The organism is Vibrio sp. 10N.261.52.C11, assembly GCF_041471405.1.
GTDB lineage: Bacteria > Pseudomonadota > Gammaproteobacteria > Enterobacterales > Vibrionaceae > Vibrio > Vibrio crassostreae_C.
In genome coordinates this window covers 35,340-54,210 of the sequence record NZ_JBFROI010000017.1, presented here as the reverse complement: position 1 = coordinate 54,210, position 18,871 = coordinate 35,340, and the positions used below count along the sequence as shown (strand labels likewise).

Annotated in this window: 17 protein-coding genes; 5 read left to right on the top strand and 12 right to left on the bottom strand. The window is 45.1% G+C overall.

Annotated features, from left to right (window positions below):
• Nucleotides 1-502: DNA mismatch repair endonuclease MutH (gene mutH / locus AB4323_RS07060; protein ID WP_372152006.1), on the top strand; the 502-nt coding region annotated here is incomplete at its 5' end.
• An 88-nt stretch (nt 503-590) separates the two neighbouring features.
• On the opposite strand, the gene AB4323_RS07055 is transcribed toward mutH, so the two are convergent.
• The 8 genes from AB4323_RS07055 to xerD all read right to left on the bottom strand — a co-directional run bounded on the left by AB4323_RS07055 (nt 591) and on the right by xerD (nt 10,102).
• On the bottom strand, nt 591-902 hold the full coding sequence (locus AB4323_RS07055; protein WP_004735016.1) for a DUF6482 family protein: 312 nt from the start codon (nt 900-902) through the stop codon (nt 591-593).
• Between the two features lie 214 nt (nt 903-1,116).
• Nucleotides 1,117-1,368, bottom strand: coding sequence for a DUF1127 domain-containing protein (locus AB4323_RS07050; protein WP_139683863.1), 252 nt, complete (start codon nt 1,366-1,368; stop codon nt 1,117-1,119).
• Nucleotides 1,369-1,993: 625 nt separating this feature from the next.
• Nucleotides 1,994-3,328, bottom strand: a complete 1,335-nt coding sequence (vpsR, locus tag AB4323_RS07045) for a cyclic-di-GMP-binding transcriptional regulator VpsR (protein WP_017062873.1) — start codon at nt 3,326-3,328, stop codon at nt 1,994-1,996.
• A 271-nt stretch (nt 3,329-3,599) separates the two neighbouring features.
• On the bottom strand, nt 3,600-5,132 hold the full coding sequence (gene lysS, locus AB4323_RS07040; protein WP_017059330.1) for a lysine--tRNA ligase: 1,533 nt from the start codon (nt 5,130-5,132) through the stop codon (nt 3,600-3,602).
• A gap of 98 nt (nt 5,133-5,230) precedes the next feature.
• Nucleotides 5,231-6,329 (bottom strand): peptide chain release factor 2 gene (gene prfB / locus AB4323_RS07035; RefSeq protein ID WP_100208942.1). Its coding sequence is split into 2 segments (ribosomal slippage): nt 5,231-6,253 and nt 6,255-6,329, totalling 1,098 coding nucleotides; the frame shifts between segments, so codons are not numbered across the junction.
• A 235-nt stretch (nt 6,330-6,564) separates the two neighbouring features.
• On the bottom strand, nt 6,565-8,301 hold the full coding sequence (recJ, locus tag AB4323_RS07030) for a single-stranded-DNA-specific exonuclease RecJ (RefSeq protein ID WP_017059329.1): 1,737 nt from the start codon (nt 8,299-8,301) through the stop codon (nt 6,565-6,567).
• A gap of 80 nt (nt 8,302-8,381) precedes the next feature.
• Entirely contained in the window at nt 8,382-9,161 is a 780-nt protein-coding gene (locus AB4323_RS07025) for a thioredoxin fold domain-containing protein (protein WP_017062874.1), read from the bottom strand.
• 26 nt (nt 9,162-9,187) lie between these two features.
• On the bottom strand, nt 9,188-10,102 hold the full coding sequence (gene xerD, locus AB4323_RS07020; protein WP_017059327.1) for a site-specific tyrosine recombinase XerD: 915 nt from the start codon (nt 10,100-10,102) through the stop codon (nt 9,188-9,190).
• A gap of 150 nt (nt 10,103-10,252) precedes the next feature.
• On the opposite strand from xerD, the gene fldB reads away from it, so the two are divergent.
• On the top strand, nt 10,253-10,774 hold the full coding sequence (gene fldB, locus AB4323_RS07015) for a flavodoxin FldB (protein ID WP_017062875.1): 522 nt from the start codon (nt 10,253-10,255) through the stop codon (nt 10,772-10,774).
• A gap of 146 nt (nt 10,775-10,920) precedes the next feature.
• On the opposite strand, the gene brnQ is transcribed toward fldB, so the two are convergent.
• Nucleotides 10,921-12,234 (bottom strand): branched-chain amino acid transport system II carrier protein, encoded by a 1,314-nt coding sequence (gene brnQ / locus AB4323_RS07010; RefSeq protein ID WP_065584721.1) that lies wholly within the window; start codon nt 12,232-12,234, stop codon nt 10,921-10,923.
• 314 nt (nt 12,235-12,548) lie between these two features.
• Between brnQ and AB4323_RS07005 the strand changes: the two genes are divergently transcribed.
• Nucleotides 12,549-13,277: a tRNA1(Val) (adenine(37)-N6)-methyltransferase gene (locus tag AB4323_RS07005; RefSeq protein ID WP_017062876.1), complete on the top strand. Its 729-nt coding sequence runs from the start codon at nt 12,549-12,551 to the stop codon at nt 13,275-13,277.
• Nucleotides 13,278-13,384: 107 nt separating this feature from the next.
• Nucleotides 13,385-14,650, top strand: a complete 1,266-nt coding sequence (srmB, locus tag AB4323_RS07000) for an ATP-dependent RNA helicase SrmB (protein WP_017059323.1) — start codon at nt 13,385-13,387, stop codon at nt 14,648-14,650.
• A gap of 133 nt (nt 14,651-14,783) precedes the next feature.
• On the opposite strand, the gene yaaA is transcribed toward srmB, so the two are convergent.
• Complete coding sequence (yaaA, locus tag AB4323_RS06995; RefSeq protein ID WP_017059322.1) at nt 14,784-15,560, bottom strand: peroxide stress protein YaaA; 777 nt, start codon at nt 15,558-15,560, stop codon at nt 14,784-14,786.
• A 208-nt stretch (nt 15,561-15,768) separates the two neighbouring features.
• On the bottom strand, nt 15,769-17,196 hold the full coding sequence (locus AB4323_RS06990) for an alanine/glycine:cation symporter family protein (RefSeq protein WP_372152004.1): 1,428 nt from the start codon (nt 17,194-17,196) through the stop codon (nt 15,769-15,771).
• Nucleotides 17,197-17,908: 712 nt separating this feature from the next.
• On the opposite strand from AB4323_RS06990, the gene AB4323_RS06985 reads away from it, so the two are divergent.
• The gene (locus tag AB4323_RS06985) at nt 17,909-18,097 is read left to right on the top strand and encodes a DUF3545 family protein (protein WP_372152002.1); all 189 of its coding nucleotides are present in this window, start codon (nt 17,909-17,911) and stop codon (nt 18,095-18,097) included.
• A 149-nt stretch (nt 18,098-18,246) separates the two neighbouring features.
• Here AB4323_RS06985 and AB4323_RS06980 read toward each other — a convergent pair whose 3' ends face one another.
• On the bottom strand, nt 18,247-18,798 hold the full coding sequence (locus tag AB4323_RS06980) for a hemerythrin domain-containing protein (RefSeq protein WP_004735001.1): 552 nt from the start codon (nt 18,796-18,798) through the stop codon (nt 18,247-18,249).
• Nucleotides 18,799-18,871: the final 73 nt, after the last annotated feature.

Genomic DNA, 18,871 nt, shown 5'->3' with positions numbered 1-18,871 from the left:
ACCTGCAGGCAGTAAGCCAGAACAAGATTTTGCCAAGCTCGGTATCGAGCTAAAAAGCATTCCGATTAGCTACTCTGGCAAGCCACTCGAAACCACCTTTGTGTGTGTTGCTCCTTTGATGGGTGTGCAAGGCATAACTTGGGAAACCAGCCACGTTCGAAACAAGCTGTCTAAGGTGTTGTGGATCCCTGTCGAGGGAGAAAGAGAGATCCCGCTAGCAGAGAGGCATGTAGGATCCCCATTATTATGGACACCTAGCCAAGCTGAAGACGAACTCTTGAAGCGAGATTGGGAAGAACTGATGGAGTTGATCGTTTTAGGCAATGTTGAACAGATAACAGCAAGGCACGGTGAAGCGCTGCATCTACGACCAAAAGCCGCCAACAGCCGAGTGTTAACGGAAGCCTACGGTGCAAGTGGAAAACCTATCAAAACTAAACCACGTGGTTTCTATCTGCGAACTCAATTCACCCATAAATTACTGACAACACATTACGCATAGATCGTTTAATCGAGCCTCGATAGCCAAAACTATCAGTGCGTTAAAAAACAGTCTGGAATTAGAATCAATATCTCGCTACCAACGCCTCTTAATGAGGTTTGAGCGCCAGTTCAATATCACAGTAGCTTTGGCTTGGCTCATTACCAAACTCATCATAGGCGTTGTGTAAGCGAAGATACGCCTTTTCAAAGCCGAGCCGGAGTAACTCTTCTTTCACTTGATCCAAGGATCCAAAGTGAAGCGGCTCACCGTCTTGCTTTACCGGTTCTAGCTTGTGTTTATATTCCACTGCTAATAGATATTCCGAGATATCGGAACAGCCAATAACGTATACCTTTGGTGTTTGATACGAGTCTTTGTGCTCTCCATGTAACCACATGTCTAATTGATGCTTTTGCATAGCCAGCCTCCCTTGCTCTATAAAGCGTAGTAGAACTCTTTTTCTTTACTAGATAACGACTTAAAAAAGCACACATAACGGCTTAAAAAAGCAAAAAAGAGAAGCAAGTGCTTCTCTTTTTTGGCCAGTTCTAGTTCAAAAGCTTGCACTTCCGACGCCACAACTATCGCTGATATTTATCTTAAGGGGTGAAAGGCGCTATCACCCCACAAGATTACGTCGGTATTCGCGCGCTTAAGACTCGACGAAGGTAACGAACTCGACGTTCAATCGTAACGACTTCAGGTTCAGAAAAACCAATTGGTCGACCATCGGCTTCAAGGCCAATATCTCTCAATAAATGAGTATTGTTCCATGGTAGATCGTATGAACTACGACGAACTTTTCGTTGCCATTCACGTTCTTCACGACGAAGGTCTGCACGGATAAGGACTGTTGCTAGTTTTAAGTATACTGAGTGACGCATAATAACTCTCCAGTTGTAAAATAAACTGAGGAAAAATAGCGTGTTAAATAGTATGAGGGCTTCTCACTTAGCTGCTATTTTTCCGCAGCCAAATAAGGGTACGGATCTATTAGTTAGGTTTATCTTGGGTGTTTCGATCGGCCATGGCTGATGTTTGTGACATAACAGTCACCATGTCAGTACACGGATCAAACGACGCGCAAATATGCTGTATAAAATCGAAATGTTTCATTTGCGCCTCCAAACTAACTAAAAAATCCAAAAAGAAATGAGATAATAAAAGCAAATAAGTCTTTGTTAAACCATTGCTTTCACGGTTAAAGTCTAACCAAGTGAGTATATTATTCAACCGATAATTGATTAACAATTTCAAAACAAATGATTCACCCAAAATATTAGTTGCATATTACTTTATATATAACATATTCACTATGATTATATAAAATCACAGAACATCTCTCTTAAAGACCGAGCCTCTAATAGCTCAATCTATCAACCTGTCAATCTGTCAGCAGTCAACGATCAACGATCAACGAGAAGTTGTAGCAATGGATATAAAAAAACCACGCATCATGCGTGGCTCTTAGATTGACACTAACGGGATAGAATCAATGAATAGAGAGCTCTAAACAACACCTTCAGAAATCAGGCTATGTTTGTTCAGCAATCGGTACATGGTTGCACGCGAAACTCCAAGCTCCTTAGCGGCCAACGATACTTGACCACCATAAGATTCCAGAACAATCAGCAACGCATCTCGCTCTGAACGCTCACGGATACTTTTGAGACTGCGGCGCTCATCATTCTGTTTTGGTAAATCCAGTTGGTGATCCTCAATGATCACAGCATCAGACATCAACACAACACGCTTAATCTGATTCATCAGCTCACGCACATTTCCAGGCCAATGGTATCGATTCATCGAACGGATAGCATCGTCTGAGAAGCTCTTCGCTTGAGCATTAAACTCTTTCGAGTACTCACGCAGAAAATGATTCGCCAGTACTGAAATATCGCTCACACGTTCTTTTAAGCTTGGAACATGAATACGCAGAACATTGATATAGTGATAAAGCTCTTCATTGAAGTCGCCCTCGATCAACGCCTTCTCGATATCAGAGGAGTTCGCGGCCAGAATACGCACATCGACAGATTTAGGTCCATTCGCAGTTTCAATCTTACCTTCTTGTAGAAAGCGCAACAGGTTCAGTTGTTGATTGCGTGGCATCGCTAAAACATCATTAAGCAAGATGGTTCCGCCATCGGCTTCTTCCAACATACAAGGCGCAGTCGCTGACTGTGCTGATATGCCAAACACCTCGGCCTCTATTCTCATTTCAGACAAGGCACGACAGTTAACCGTTAAAAATGGTTTCTGTGCTCGCGACGAATTTTGATGAATCGAGCGTGCAATCGTCTCTTTACCAGCCCCACTCTCGCCATAAATCAAGATACTGACATCAGTCGGCCCAATACGCTTTACTTGGTCTCTCAAGCGCTTCACGGCCACAGAATCGCCTAGCAGTCCCATGTTGTTATTGATGCCGTAGTTTGGCCATACCTTCTGCTCAAGCTTAAGCATACCCAGTTGGTGACCAATGGTACTCAGCAATTGAGCATCTGGGATTGGTGCCGTGAAAAAGTCGATACAGAAGTTGACGATAAACTGGCAGATCGTATCAGAGCTTAATTGAGATTCACGGATAAAGGCGAGCCATCTCACCTGCTTGTTATTGCTCACAAGGTTAGCAATACCGTTGAGACTGAACTCATCATGACTAAGATCGACAATACCAATACATGGGCCAATATCAGCAATCAAGGCATCGGCTTTTCGTAAATCTGCACACTGGGTACACTGCCAACCCACTTGTTCTAACACTGATAACCAGGGTTCGTACGCACCACCAACGACGATAAGAGAACCTGGTAAGGAATCCATCTTAAATTGAGTTCCCATCCTTCTTCCTTATTCTATTTTTATTTAAATCAGACTAATACGAGTCACTGCTTCATCGTTCGACAAAATGCCGCGAGAGCGTATTCAGCGCAGAGACGTATAGTAGTGAGACTATCTTAGATTTTATGTCTCAATAGTAAGACTATGTCAGAAATAACGATTTTTCGAATCAAGAGTGCGGTACAGACTAGGTTTTGAAGCCCCAAAACAGAAAAAGCCACCCGAAGGTGGCTTTTTAATTACATAGGCTGTTACGCCCTATAAGCGAGAATTACGCCTGTGGACGCATTGCCGGGAACAAGATCACGTCACGGATTGTGTGCGTGTTTGTAAATAGCATTGCTAGACGGTCGATACCGATACCTTGACCCGCTGTTGGCGGTAGGCCGTGCTCTAGTGCAGTAATGTAGTCTGCATCGTAGTACATCGCTTCGTCATCACCCGCGTCTTTCGCGTTAACTTGCGCTTTGAAACGCTCGTCTTGGTCTTGTGCATCGTTAAGCTCAGAGAAACCATTCGCAACTTCACGGCCACCGATGAAGAACTCAAAACGGTCTGTGAAGAACGGGTTGTCATCGCTACGACGAGCTAGAGGAGAGATGTCCGCTGGGTAGCCAGTGATGAACGTTGGTTGAATTAGCTGAGGCTCAGCCGTTTCACCAAAGATCTCTTCTAGAAGCTGACCACATGTCCAGAACGTTTCTACGTCTACGTGTACAGATTTTGCGATAGCAACCATCTTTTCACGGTCTTGTAGGTCTGCTTCTGTTAGCGCTTGAATCTCAGCGTGCTCAGGGTTGTAGTGTTTGATTGCATCGAACATGCTCATGCGAGCGTAAGTGCCACCGAACTCAACCGTTTCGTCACCGTAAGGCATAGAAGTAGAACCAAGAACGTCCATTGCTGCCGTGCTTAGCATCTCTTCTGTCAGATCCATAAGGTCTTTGTAGTCAGAGTACGCTTGGTAGAATTCCATCATTGTGAATTCTGGGTTGTGACGTGGAGATAGACCTTCGTTACGGAAGTTACGGTTGATCTCGAATACACGGTCAAAACCACCCACCACTAGACGCTTAAGGTAAAGCTCTGGTGCAACACGTAGGTACATGTCGATGTCTAGTGCATTGTGATGAGTGATGAACGGACGTGCAGTTGCGCCACCCGGGATCACGTGCATCATTGGCGTTTCAACTTCTAGGTAGCCTTTCGCGCTCATGAAGTTACGGATTGAAGATACAAGCTTAGAACGCACGATGAATGCATTACGAGAATCTTCGTTCACGATTAGGTCAACGTAACGCTGACGGTAACGCATCTCTTGGTCAGTTAGACCGTGGAACTTCTCTGGTAGAGGACGAAGTGCTTTAGTCAGCAATTCAAACTCTTCCATGTTCACGTAAAGGTCGCCTTTACCTGATTTGTGAAGCGCACCTTTAACACCGATGATGTCACCGATATCTAGGCCTTGGTACTTCTCTTTCAGTACTTTTTGAACGTCTTTCGCTGCGTATGCTTGGATACGACCAGAAGTTTCTTGAATCGCAAGGAATGGACCACGCTTCGCCATAACACGACCAGCGATCGCAACGATGTGGTTAAGCTCTTCTAGCTCTTCCTTAGTCTTCTCACCGAATTCCGCTTGAAGATCGCCAGCTAGGTGCTCACGACGGAAGTCATTTGGGTGACCGTTAGCTTTGCAGTTTTGGCGGATGTGATCCAGCTTGCTGCGGCGCTCAGCGATTAGTTTGTTCTCTTCAGGTGAAGAAGCTTCTTGTGCGTTTTCGTTTTGAACAGCATCAGTCATTAGAGATGTACCCTGCTTTTAAAATTTGGACCGCTATATTTTTGCAAATATAGGCATTTTTACCAATATTATTGGTAAAGCTTAATAGTTGATAAAGCTTACAGACCTGATTTCAGGCTAGCTTCAATAAACTTGTCTAAGTCACCGTCAAGAACCGCTTGAGTATTACGGTTTTCGATGCCGGTGCGTAAATCTTTGATACGAGAATCATCCAGCACGTAAGAGCGGATTTGACTGCCCCAACCGATGTCTGATTTCGTCTCTTCGCTCGCTTGTTTTTCAGCATTTTGTTTTTGAATCTCAAGTTCAAAAAGCTTAGCACGTAGCTGCTTCATCGCTTGATCTTTGTTCTTATGCTGCGAACGGTCATTCTGACACTGAACCACAGTGTTAGTCGGAACGTGAGTAATACGTACCGCTGATTCCGTGGTGTTTACGTGCTGACCACCAGCGCCAGAGGCACGGTATACGTCAATACGTAGGTCAGAAGGATTAATGTCGATCGTAATGTTGTCATCAATCTCAGGATAGATAAACGCAGATGCAAATGAAGTATGACGACGACCACTTGAATCAAATGGTGACTTACGAACTAGACGGTGAACACCAGTCTCTGTGCGTAACCAACCGTAAGCATACTCACCAGAAATACGTACCGTTGCGCCTTTAAGGCCAGCAACATCGCCATCCGACACTTCGATAACTTCAGTCTTGAAGCCTTTCGAATCTGCCCAACGTAAGTACATGCGCAACATCATTGAAGTCCAGTCTTGAGCTTCTGTACCGCCCGAACCTGACTGTAAATCGATGTAGCAATCTGATGCATCGTGATCACCAGAGAACATACGACGGAATTCCAGCTTCTCTAGCTTAGCTTCAAGCTCGGCCAGTTCTGGTTCAATTTCATCGAACGTTTCTTGATCTTCTTCTTCAACCGCAAGCTCTAATAGGCCATCAACATCCTCAACACCTTGGTCAAGTTGGTCGATCGTTTCTACTACCGCTTCCAATGCAGAACGTTCTTTACCTAGCGCTTGAGCACGCTCAGGTTCGTTCCATACATCCGGTTGTTCTAATTCTGCGTTTACTTCTTCTAGACGCTCTTTCTTAGCGTCATAGTCAAAGATACCCCCTCAGGATATTTGTGCGCTCAGACACATCCTGCAGACGGTTTTTTATAGGATTGATTTCAAACATTTTAGCTCATCATTTATGAGTAGAATTTAACCGAAGAATTGTACTCAAAAGTGTGACGGAGATACAGAATTTTTTAGAGTGGTGAACCAAGATTCAACAACTTAATGGGATATAAAATTGACAGGCATAAAAAACACGTAAATTTTGTAAGGGCAGGAAGGAAAACAAGCCCTGTTTTTGAACAGAGCTTGTTGAATTTGGCACTATATGATGAGCATTATTGAGCCCAAAATCACTATTTGGCTTCGATATGATCAATCATCAGCTGCAACGATTGGTTGCCGCGAAATTCGTTGATATCGAGCTTAAATGCAAGATGAACGGTTTTTACTGATGCATCAGGCCAGCGACGTAGGTCGACGTTAAAGGCAATACCGTCAATCATCACATTGGTTGGGTGGCCTTTGTAGAGCGGCTCAAGCATCAGCTTAAGGTGCTTTTCACCCACCAGCTTTTGGTGCAGCACTTTAAACTCACCATCGAAGATTGGCTCAGGGAAAGCTTGTCCCCACGGGCCACCTGAACGCAGCGTTTCAGCGGTGTGCATCGAGAACTCTTCTGGTAACAGCTCACCATCAGACAAGATAATGCCCTTCAGTGCTGTTTCTCCAAGTTCATTCTTCACCACATCATTGAACAGCTTGCTGAAGCGTTCAAAGTCCTTTTCCATGATGGTTAAACCAGCCGCCATTGCGTGGCCACCAAATTTAAGAATCAAGCCAGGGTTTTGAGTATCAATTCGGTCCAATGCATCACGCATGTGCAGACCCGGAATTGAACGACATGAACCTTTGATACTGCCTTCGCCGCCATCTGCAAACGCAATCACTGGGCGGTGGTATTTGTCTTTGATACGCGAAGCCAAAATACCAATCACACCTTGGTGCCAATCACGTTGGAATAGTGCCAAGCCAGAAGGTAGGTCGTCTTTACCAAATTCAAGGCGCTCACAAAAAGCCATCGCTTCTTGCTTCATACCCTCTTCGATCTCTTTACGTGTTTGGTTCAAGCCATCTAACTCACTCGCCATTCGACGAGCCGCATGGATGTTGTTACTCATTAGCAGCTCAACACCAAAAGACATGTCGTCTAATCGACCAGCTGCATTGATACGAGGACCAAGAGCAAAGCCAAAGTCAGACGCCACCAAACGCTTAGCGTCTCGCTTAGCAATTTCGATCAAGGCTTGAATGCCCGGACGAGCTTTACCCGCACGAATACGTTGCAAACCTTGATGAACTAAAATTCGGTTGTTTTCATCGAGTGGAACCACGTCGGCAACCGTACCCAGCGCCACAAGGTCAATCAGTTCCATCAACTTAGGTTCTGTCATGCCGCGCTCTGCAAACCAACCCAATTTACGCATGTGAACACACAATGCCATCATCAGGTAAAAAGCGACACCAACCCCCGCTAGGGCTTTCGAAGGAAAAGCACAACTTTCAAGGTTTGGGTTAACCATAGCATCGACCATTGGCAGTTCATTGCCCGGCAAGTGATGATCGGTAACCAGAACCTCTAGCCCTTTCTCTTTAGCAAAGCGAACACCTTCAATTGAAGATACACCGTTGTCGACCGTCATGATCACTTCAGCACCAAGCTCGATTGCCTGTTCAACAACCTCAGGGCTCAAGCCATAACCATCTTCAAAACGGTTTGGTACCAGATAGTCGACGTTAGAGCTGCCGAGCATACGTAACGCTAAAACAGACAGCGCCGAGCTGGTCGCGCCATCGGCATCAAAGTCACCAACAATGATGATGCGTTTTTGCTGCTGAATAGCTTTGAACAACAGCTCAACCGCAGCATCAATGCCGCCCAGTTTTTGATAAGAGTGCAAGCCTTTCGCTGCTGTCTCTAGTTGGTCGGCACTGTCGATTCCACGACTCACATAAATGCGCTTTAACAAGTCAGGTAAGTGAGCAGGTAAGACTGAAATGTCGACCTCAGGACGGCGTTGGATCTCTATCATATAAAAATGGGCCCGATATCAATCAGGCCACTCCTTAAATCAAAAACATGGGGGATAAATTGGCAATACAGAAAACGAGATTATTGCTCTAAACGTTGAAGAAGTTGTGCTGGCGGTAAGTAACCACTCACCAACTCACCACTTGCTAGCACGATAGCCGGTGTGCCATTGATGCCAAGCTCACGACCCAGTTGGTATTGTTTAGCAATGATCTGCTTTTGCTCTGCTAGGTCTTTACCAGACGCTGGCATTTGACGATTTACTTTAGCGTCATGCATCGCTGTTTTTGGATCATCTGAAGCCCAGATTGCTGCCATTTGATCGGCAACTTGCCCTGTCGCACCTTGGCGTGGGTAAGCCATGTAACGAACGGTAATACCCAGATCGTTGTAGCCCTGCATTTGGCTGTGCAGACGAACACAGTAGCCACACGTAATGTCAGTAAATACCGTCACAACATACTTTTCGTTATCGGCTTTGTATTCAATAACCGTATCCGACATCGCTGCCACTTTTTCAGCATTCAGCGGAGCTTGACGCTCAGCCAAAACATCACTGAACTTTCCGTTTTCATCCAAAGAGTAAAGAGTGCCGGCTAGAAAGTGATCGCCCTCTGGAGAAGAAAAGATAATGCCGCTGTTGGTTTGAACTTCTAAAAGACCATCGATATCCGAAGGCACAATCTTATCGACCTTAATACCGATTTTTTCAAAACGCTTAGTTAACGCAGCTGTATCAATAGCTTGAGCTGGAGCAGCTTCTACGGCTGTTGATGTTGTTTCTACTTTCGCTTCTGATGCATTACATGCAGTAATCATAAGAGGAAGCGCTAGTAGAGGAAGACGGCGTAATACGCTCATTAAGTTCACCTTAAAAATAAATGGATTTAAGCACGTGGGTGATGCTGCGCGTGAATTTGCTTCAGCCTTTCAGTCGCCACGTGAGTATAAATTTGGGTTGTCGATAAGTCACTATGCCCAAGTAACATCTGTACGACCCTGAGATCTGCGCCATAGTTCAGTAAATGCGTCGCAAAAGCGTGTCTCAATACGTGTGGTGACAACAGCTCTGTATCGATCCCAGCGACGACCGAGTAGTGCTTAATACGATACCAGAACGTCTGACGGGTCATTTGCTTGGCGCGTTTACTCGGAAAAACCACATCAGAACTGTTTTCGCCAAGTAGATGTGGACGACCTTGTTCAATAAAAGTCTCTATCCAATCCACCGCATTTTCGCCCATTGGTACTAAGCGCTCTTTGCCACCCTTACCAATAACACGCACCACGCCCTGTCTTAGGCTGATGTTTTCCATCGTCAAGCTAACCAGTTCTGTCACACGCAAACCGGTTGCATAGAGTAACTCAAGCATCGCCTTATCGCGAAGCTCAATCGGATCGTTCGGATCTGGCGCATCGAGCAAAGCATCAACCTGCTCTTCGCTCAAATCTTTCGGCAAGCGTTGCGGCAGCTTCGGGCTGATCAACAAGGCACTTGGATCATCGCCTCTGATTTTCTCGCGGTGCAAATATTGGAACAAGCGACGAATCGCCGACAACATACGGGCACGAGAGGTCTGCTTAAAATCGGCGTCGGCTAACCAGCCTTGATAATCCTGTAAACCTGAAAGGCTAATGAAGTCGAGGCGGTAATTGTTCTTTTCCATCCACGCTAATAACTTGGACAAATCGGTACGGTACGAGACAAGCGTATTCTCCGATAATCCTCGCTCCATCCACATAGCATCTAAAAACTGCTCAACGAGACCGTGGTCTGCGCTCTGCCCTTGAGGCGACTGCATAGTGTTACTCACAATATTGGAAACTGTTTTGAGAGTATGCCAGAGCAAATATGAATGCCATAAAAATTACGACTTGAGCGGATAATCGCTGCAATCGAAGTCGATTTATGGTTAGAATTCGCCATCTGAAATTAAAATCGAACGTTTGCTATGAAAATTGGATTATTTTACGGCTCAACCACCTGCTACACAGAAATGGCAGCAGAGAAAATTCGCGGCATTATTGGTGAAGACCTAGTTGATATCCATAACGTGAAAGAAAGCCCTCTTTCATTGATGGCGGACTACGACCTTTTATTGCTGGGCATCTCGACTTGGGACTTCGGTGAAATCCAAGAAGATTGGAATGAACTGTGGGAAGACATCGCAACCACGCCTATGAAAGGCAAGGTTGTGGCTCTGTTTGGTTTGGGTGACCAAGAAGGCTACGGCGAATGGTTCCTAGATGCGATGGGTCTATTGCATGATGAACTGAAAACCGCGGGTGCAGAGTTTGTTGGCTTCTGGCCAAACGATGACAGCTACGAGTTCGAAGCGTCTAAAGCGTTAACCGAAGACAAATCTCAATTCGTTGGTTTGGCGCTTGATGAAGATTCACAATACGAGCTAAGCGACGACCGTATCGCAAGCTGGGTTGAGCAAGTACTGGTTGAGTACAGCGAAAAGCTATAACCAAACAGAAGTACTCCCGGCTAAGTAGCTAACCAAGTAACTAGCTGGATATAAAAAGACCACAGAATACAAAAAGGCCTCATTACTGCGAAGTAATGAGGCCTTTTCTATTTCATCTCGAAGGACAATCTAATCTCAACGGAAGATTAAACAGTCTCCTCAGCCATCTCTTGCTCTGTTGATTTACCAACGAAGAACATACAGATGATTGCAGCAGTCGTTGGAAGCAACCAACCCATACCGATCTCAAACAGTGGCAGCATCTTAAGTGCAGACACGTCTACACCCGCTACTTTAGCGCCATCAATAAGAGCAAACAGCAGTGACACTAATACTACTACGCGGTAAGCCACTTTTGGATTAGGGAAACGGCTACGTAAGAATGTCAGAGCAACCAACGCGATAGCGACTGGGTACAGTGCAAACAGTACTGGAACAGACAGAGAAATCAGTTGAGAAAGACCAACGTTCGCAACGGTTGCACAAGCTACACCATTGATGATTACCCAAGTCTTGTAAGACAGAGGCGTTAGCGAGCTGAAGTAATCAGAACATGCTGACACAAGGCCAATCGCCGTAGTTAGACATGCTAATAGTACGATCACAGAAAGCACTAGCTGACCAGAAGGACCAAACAACGATTGAACGTATAGGCTTAAAATAGCACCGCCATTGTCTGCACCAGCTGCGACTGTTGCACTTGTTGCGCCTAGGAAAAATAGAGAGATGTAAACAAACGCCAGACCCGCTGCGGCAATACAACCCGCGCTAATTAGGTACTTAGTCGTCGCTGCACGGTCAGTAATGCCCTTGCTACGAATCGCATCAACAATCAGCATACCAAACATCAAAGAAGCAAAAGTATCCATGGTGTTGTAGCCTTCAAGGAAACCTTTGGTCAGTGGTTGAGTGATGTACTCACCGTGAGCCGCAAGAATATCGCCTTGAGGGTTAACGAATACAGCAATCGCCAGCACAACCAAACCAACGAACAGTGCAGGTGTTAGCACCTTACCAATGACGTCAATAAGCTTACCTTGCGACCATGAGAAGAACATCGCTACTGCAAAAAATGCAATCGAAAAGAGAGTTAGGTGAGCTTGAGAGGCATCGATGAAGAACGGTTTCACCGCCATCTCATAGGCAACAAGGCCAGTACGCGGTGCAGCAAATGCAGGACCGATAATGATAAAGATCAGTACAGCCATGATGGTTGCTGCTTTCTTAGGAAGATCTTTAGTTAAGTGACCCCAAGAGCCACCAGCCACTGCGACCGCGACGATAGTGATTAACGGCAGACCAACGGCAGTCAGCAGAAAACCAGACATCGCTGGAAGGAAGTGATCACCGGCTAATTGGCCAGCTAGAGGTGGGAAGATGATGTTACCCGCACCCAAGAAAAACGCAAAAAGCATAAAGCCCAATGCCATTATATCTGTTAGTTTTAGACTCTGTTTCACAGATAATCCTTAATTATATTTATGAATTTATGTTGTGCTTACATGAATGTTACAGCTCAAAGCTGCCAATCAATCTATAAAATAGTCGCGCATAATGACGAAACAACTGGCTAGCTGCAAGTCACCACACAAAAACACCATATAAATTTGCATATGAGAACAAAAAGCAGTGGATTCCACTAGCTATAGAAAAATAGCCACAATTATAAACTAACCATAATGCACAACAATATTTTTTCAAGCAGAACATTAACTCATACAAGCGGTTAACATTAGAGCTAATCACTTAAAATATCTCGATACTCAGAACATTAATGAAAGACAAAACAGTGCAAACTAAAAGCTTCAATTTTAAGCAATTCTCAATTTACGGCGGGAAAAGCGGTATGCCAGTCAGTACCGATGGCGTATTACTTGGCGCTTGGGTAAGCCTGCCACAAAGATCATGTGTACTCGATATTGGAACCGGGACAGGTCTGCTGGCTTTAATGGCTGCGCAGCGTTTTGAAGATGCTTCAATCTCTGCGATAGATATTGATCAACACGCTATTGATGCTGCCACTGTCAATATTGAGCAGTCGCCTTGGCAAAATCGTATCTCCCTTGATCACGGCAGCGTGTTAACAACCGACTTTCCACAAAGGTTTGATGCGATCATCTGTAACCCGCCCTACTTCAACTCTGGAGAACAGGCGCAGCAAAGCCAAAGAGCCACCGCCAGGCACACCGACAGCTTGGATCATTTAGCGCTTGCCCAGCGTTGTTTCGAGATAACAACCGACGCCGCGACTGCCAGTTTCATCCTACCGACGCCTGAGGGGGAAGGTTTTATCAAGCTTGCCGAGCAATGTGGTTGGTATCTAGCAAAACGCCTTGATGTAAAAACAACAGATAAAAAGCCAGCTAGCCGAATTTTATTCGAGTTATCTAAAGATCCTGCTTGCGAGCAAGATTTGCAGCGCGAATCGCTTACAATTCACCATCAAGGTGGTTATAGCGAAGCATTTATTGCGCTCACTAAAGATTTTTATCTCAAGATGTAGCAAATACCATGTGATCCTAATCACTAATGCTTCTATAATGTCCGACTACTCTTTTTTATCGTCTGCTTTTTGAGGCAGAAACATTTATTGCTTGTGGAGAAACAACAGTGATCAGAACCTTTGCAGAACTCGATCTAAACCAAGAGCTGCTTAAAGCAATTGACGAAATGGGCTACGAACGTCCAACACAGATACAAGCTGAAGCAATCCCACAAGCGTTAGATGGAAGAGACGTTTTGGCTTCTGCGCCAACAGGTACTGGTAAAACAGCATCATTTGTATTGCCAGCACTGCAATACCTACTGGATTTCCCACGTAAGAAATCTGGCCCTGCACGTATGCTTATCCTGACGCCAACGCGTGAGCTAGCAATGCAGATCACCGAACAAGCACGTGAGCTTGCTAAATACACCAGCCTAAATATCTTCACGATCACGGGCGGTGTTATGTACCAAGAGCACGCAGATATCTTAAGTACAACTCAAGATATCGTGGTGGCAACACCTGGCCGTTTGATGGAATACATTGAAGGCGAGCGTTTTGACTGTCGTGCGATTGAATGGCTGGTTCTAGATGAAGCCGACCGCATGCTAGACATGGGCTTTGGTCCTGTTGTTGACCGTCTGTCTGCAGAGTGTCGCTGGCGTAAACAAACTTTACTGTTCTCAGCAACACTAGAAGGTAAAGGCATTGAAGGCTTCACTGAAGATCTACTTAAAAACCCAGCGGAGATCGATGCGAAATCATCACTTCGTGAGCGTAAGAAGATCACTCAGTGGTACCACCGTGCAGACACGGCAGAGCACAAGCTAAACATCCTAAAGCACGTCATCACAGAGCAAGCTGAGCGCAGCATCGTATTCTTGAAGACGCGTGATCGTCTAGGTGATCTACGAGCTCAACTTGAAAGCGCGCAAATCCCATGTGCGTGGATCCAAGGTGAAATGCCTCAAGATCGTCGTAACAACGCGATTGCTCGTTTCCGTGACGGCTCTGTAAACGTACTACTAGCGACTGACGTTGCTGCTCGTGGTATCGACCTTCCAGACGTAAGCCACGTAATCAACTACGACATGCCACGTACTGCTGACGTATACCTACACCGTATTGGCCGTACGGCTCGTGCTGGTAAAAAAGGTAACGCGGTTTCTATCATTGAAGCGCACGATCAACTAATGATTGAGCGTGTGGCTCGTTACACAGACGAACCAATCAAAGAACGCTTCATCGAAGGCATGCGCCCTACGCATAAGAAAGCGGCCGTGACTAAGAAGAAGAAGCCGAAGAAAGAAGATAAGAAAGCGGTAGAGAAACAAAAAATCGCGAAGAAGAAAAAAATCGCGAAGAAAAAGAAAGCAGCAAAGAAGAAGTAATCTACCAGCTTCAACGATTCAATAAAAAAGCCCCATGCAGTTCGCTGCATGGGGCTTTTCTCTATCTGGTCTGTCTCGGTCTCTAATATTAACTACAGGCTAAAACCGAGAGCTACTCGTTAGCCAAGGACTACTAGTTTTGCTCTTCGCGCTTAAAGACAAGCTCTTTCGCGTTCGACTCTTCTTCAACGAAGTAGTAGCCCGCCGTATCAAACTGGGTCAGCGCCTCAACCGAGTCGATCTTGTTCTCGATGATGTAGCGAGCCATCATGCCACGCGCTTTCTTCGCGTAGAAACTGATCACCTTGTACTGACCGTTCTTGCAGTCTTTGAATACAGGGGTAATCACTTGGCCATCCAAGTTCTTCGGCTTCACGGCTTTAAAGTATTCGTTAGACGCCAAGTTGATCAACACATTGTCGCCTTGAGCATTCAACGCTTCATTCAGCTTGTCTGTGATTATGTTGCCCCAGAACTGGTACAAGTTAGTACCACGAGCATTGGCTAAGCGTGTACCCATCTCTAGGCGGTATGGCTGCATCAAATCTAATGGCTTAAGCAAGCCATATAACCCAGAAAGCATGCGCAGGTGGTCTTGTGCGTAGTCAAAATCTTCATCCGATAGCGTTTCAGCGTCTAGGCCAGTGTATACATCGCCTTTAAAGGCTAGGATTGCTTGGCGTGCGTTGTCTTGGGTAAAGGTCTCGCTCCACTGCTCAAAGCGCGCTACGTTCAACCCTGCGATTTTATCGCTGACTTTCATCAGTGCAGAAATATCTACTGGCGTCAGTTTGCGGCACTCTTCAATCAGCTCAGCAGAGTGTTCAACAAACTCAGGCTGACTAAAGCGTTCCGTCGCTAATGGTGATTCGTAATCAAGTGTTTTGGCTGGAGAAACGACAACTAACATAACTTTACCCTAATCGGTTATCTAACTGGATGCTGCTAGAGTATAGAAAAAACATCAACTTGTCTTTATGACTGTTCCTATTACTTCGATAGGGAGAATGAGCTTCGATAGACAGAATGAGACAAATGACAGGCAAACAAAAAGGCTAAGGTCGAAACCTTAGCCTTTCTAATCACTTTAGGATGAGCCGTTTATCGCTCCAACAAGATTACTTCTTGTTGTTGTCCCAAATACCGTCTTCCAGCTGAGACTTAAGCTCTGGGAAGTCATTCGAATCGAATGTTGGTACTTTACCCGCGTCTAGTTGGCGGTTGTAGTCTTTAGCTAGCTTAATCACGATGCCTGATAGCAGGATAATCGCCACCAAGTTAACAATCGCCATTAGGCCCATCGATACGTCAGCCAGTGCCCATACCGTTGGTAGAGTTGCTAGAGAACCGAACATAACCATACCCAGAACAACGATACGGAACAGCACTAGGCCTTTCTTGTTGTTGTGCTCAAGGAAGATAAGGTTCGTTTCAGCGTACGAGTAGTTTGCAATGATTGAAGTGAAAGCGAAGAAGAAAATCGCTACCGCTACAAAAATGCCGCCCCATTCGCCCACTTGTGCTGTTAGTGCACGTTGCGTTAGTTCGATACCCGTTACTTCACCGTGTGGTACATACTCACCAGACATCAGGATGATTGCGACTGTTGCTGAACAGATAACAATGGTATCCATGAACACGCCTAGCATTTGCACGTAACCTTGTGATGCTGGGTGCGGTGGGTAAGGCGTAGCAGAAGCTGCTGCGTTTGGCGCAGAACCCATACCCGCTTCGTTCGAGAACAAACCACGTTTGATGCCGTTAATCATCGCTTGTGCGATCGCGTAACCTAGGCCACCCGCTGCTGCTTCTTGCAGACCGAATGCACTCTTGAAGATAAGAGCCAGAACTTCAGGCACTTTCTCAATGTTCATTAGCATTACGTAGATAGCGATAGCTAAGTAAGCCAATGCCATGATTGGAACAATGATTTCTGCAGTGCGGGCAATCTTACGGATACCACCGAAGATAACGAATGCAGAGATAATTACGATACCAACACCAACGTAGCCACGCTCAAAGTCGAATGCCGTGTTCATTGCACTTGCAATCGCGTTCGCTTGAACCGCGTTGAATACTAGACCAAATGCGATGATTAGGAAGATAGAGAATAGAACCCCCATCCAACGCATACCTAGGCCTTTCTCCATGTAGTATGCAGGGCCGCCACGGTAGTTACCGTCGTTATCACGCGTTTTGTATAGCTGTGCTAGTGTGCTTTCAGCAAATGATGTTGCCATACCTAGCATGGCGATTAGCCACATCCAGAAGATAGCACCAGGGCCACCGGCGGTTAGTGCCACAGCAACACCTGCCATGTTACCTGTACCTACACGAGCAGCAAGACTAGTACAAAGAGCTTGGAAAGAAGAGATACCAGCACTGTCTGCTTTACGGCTGTTTCTAAGAACAGAGAACATGTGGCCGAAATGGCGGAATTGAATGAAGCCTAGTCGTACAGTGAAGTAGATACCCACACCAACGAGTAAGTAAACTAAGATAGATCCCCAAAGGAGATCGTTCATCAAATTGATTAAGTCTGTCACGTGAACCTCGTAATTGAGTTTAAGCACCGATCTTGCTTCCGAGCCTTCCTCTAGATCACCTATGCCAGTGTCAATAGTTGTGTCGGCATTAGATTTATATTTATTTGTTGCGATCTAGATTGTAAATGTCGCTTCATGCATCCATTTTACGTATCAGTGTATTTTTTGACGGGCGGATAATGCAGCGATACGGCCTAAAAATCAATATGCAAATACATTTATATTAAAATGACATTTCACTAATAACACACCTTTTGTTAACACAATTTTCAACAATACAGCCCAATAAAAGTCACATTATCGGGACATAATATCAACAACAACCAAGGTACCACCAAAACAAGAACGACATCCTATAAAGATGACGTCAGCCTAGGTTTTACAAGGTATAGTGAAGATCTGTATTTTTTTCTAGGGCAATGAGAACCCGCTACCGCACGGCGCAATACGCACTTAAATGCAGTGTAGTAAAAATACCATTCCATTCGCACAATGAATTAACATTCCATAACCCCTAATTTAATCGTTTACTTAGGTTTGTTTGCTTGTTTTTTGTACATAAAAATCCCCACAATGTGTGAGCATGCATAAGAAAACAGAACAAAACCTTCATAGATTTGAAACAAATGAGAAACAAATCAAGGTTATTGTGAACCTAAATATGATATTTAATGGTTCGTAAGAACGATTCCCACGGAAGGAGATATGGCTTATGGATAGCTTTCAATTCGATGAACTATCAGAACTAGAAATGCCTCGTGCAACTCAAAAAACTCGCTCGAAACCACTCAAGCGTAAATGGCGTGAAATCGAGGCAATCAACGATCGTCGGCAGCTTGAGAAAGAGCTCAGAGAGATGAATCTCGGTCTCGATTTTAGCCTTGATGATATAAAGATTTAATCTGCACGACAAAAAATCAGATAGCAAAAGGCACCTATGCAGGTGCCTTTTTATTGTATGAAACCACTCTTCGATTTAGAGCACAATTTGAAAGCGAGCGTCTTAATAGAGAGCGCCTAATAATAGCAGCGTTTCAATACGACAACGGGCTACACGCACTCTTGCTCATTCTGTCGAACACGAGCCGCGAGTTGGCGGTACTGATCGGCAATTGTCTCTCCAAAGACAGGGTCGTCTTCCGGTTGAAGCCATTGAGACTCTACTTCTTGCCAATCTTTGACCGTGAATGCCTTCACAATCATCGGTAACACATGCTTCTCTTCATACTCCATGTGCTTTCGTTGAGCTTTAACAAAGGCTTCAAGCTGCTCAATAAAGACTTGCTGAGGAACAACCGCATCTTGGAGGATCATATCGACCACACCTAAAAAGTCCGCGGTTTTCTCAGAAAGCAATTGATGTTCCAGCTCCAAGTCTTCAATCATTTGATCGCTGCCGTATTGCTTGAGGTAGTAACGATAAATAACGTCTTCTTTCGGGTGATGCACCTTATCTGAATGGTTCATGAGATAATGAACCACCTCTGCGATCAAGCTATAGTTTATTTCTCGCTCTTGTTTTAGATGCTCTAACTTATTGTTGAGTATCGCGAGCAAGCGAGCCATATAGCCATGCTCTCGTCTTATCCTTTCAATCATCATAGTATTGCACTCCATTACACCTACTATTTACAAGTGTATACGAAGATGCTCATTTATGATTTGACCCTGCTCA